The following is a 209-nucleotide window of genomic DNA, read 5'->3' on the forward strand; positions in this document are numbered from 1 at the left end:
ACCGGGAGATCCGCCGGCGCACCGACGTTGTGGGGATCTTCCCAAACCGTGAATCCATCATTCGGCTTGTCGGTGCCGTCCTTGCCGAGCAACACGACGATTGGATCCAACAAAAGCGCTACATGTCACTGACCGCACTCGAACACACCAAACACCTCATGCACCACCCAGGAGATGATCATGGCGACCACCACCAACTAACCGCCTAA

At 56.9% G+C, this 209-nt stretch carries 1 protein-coding gene; it reads left to right on the top strand.

What is annotated here, in order from left to right; all coding sequences use genetic code 11:
- Positions 1-209: transposase (locus tag HMPREF3048_RS07130; RefSeq protein ID WP_070771720.1), on the top strand; the 209-nt coding region annotated here is incomplete at its 5' end.

The organism is Corynebacterium sp. HMSC075D04 (assembly GCF_001815635.1).
In the GTDB taxonomy this organism is placed as follows: domain Bacteria; phylum Actinomycetota; class Actinomycetes; order Mycobacteriales; family Mycobacteriaceae; genus Corynebacterium; species Corynebacterium coyleae.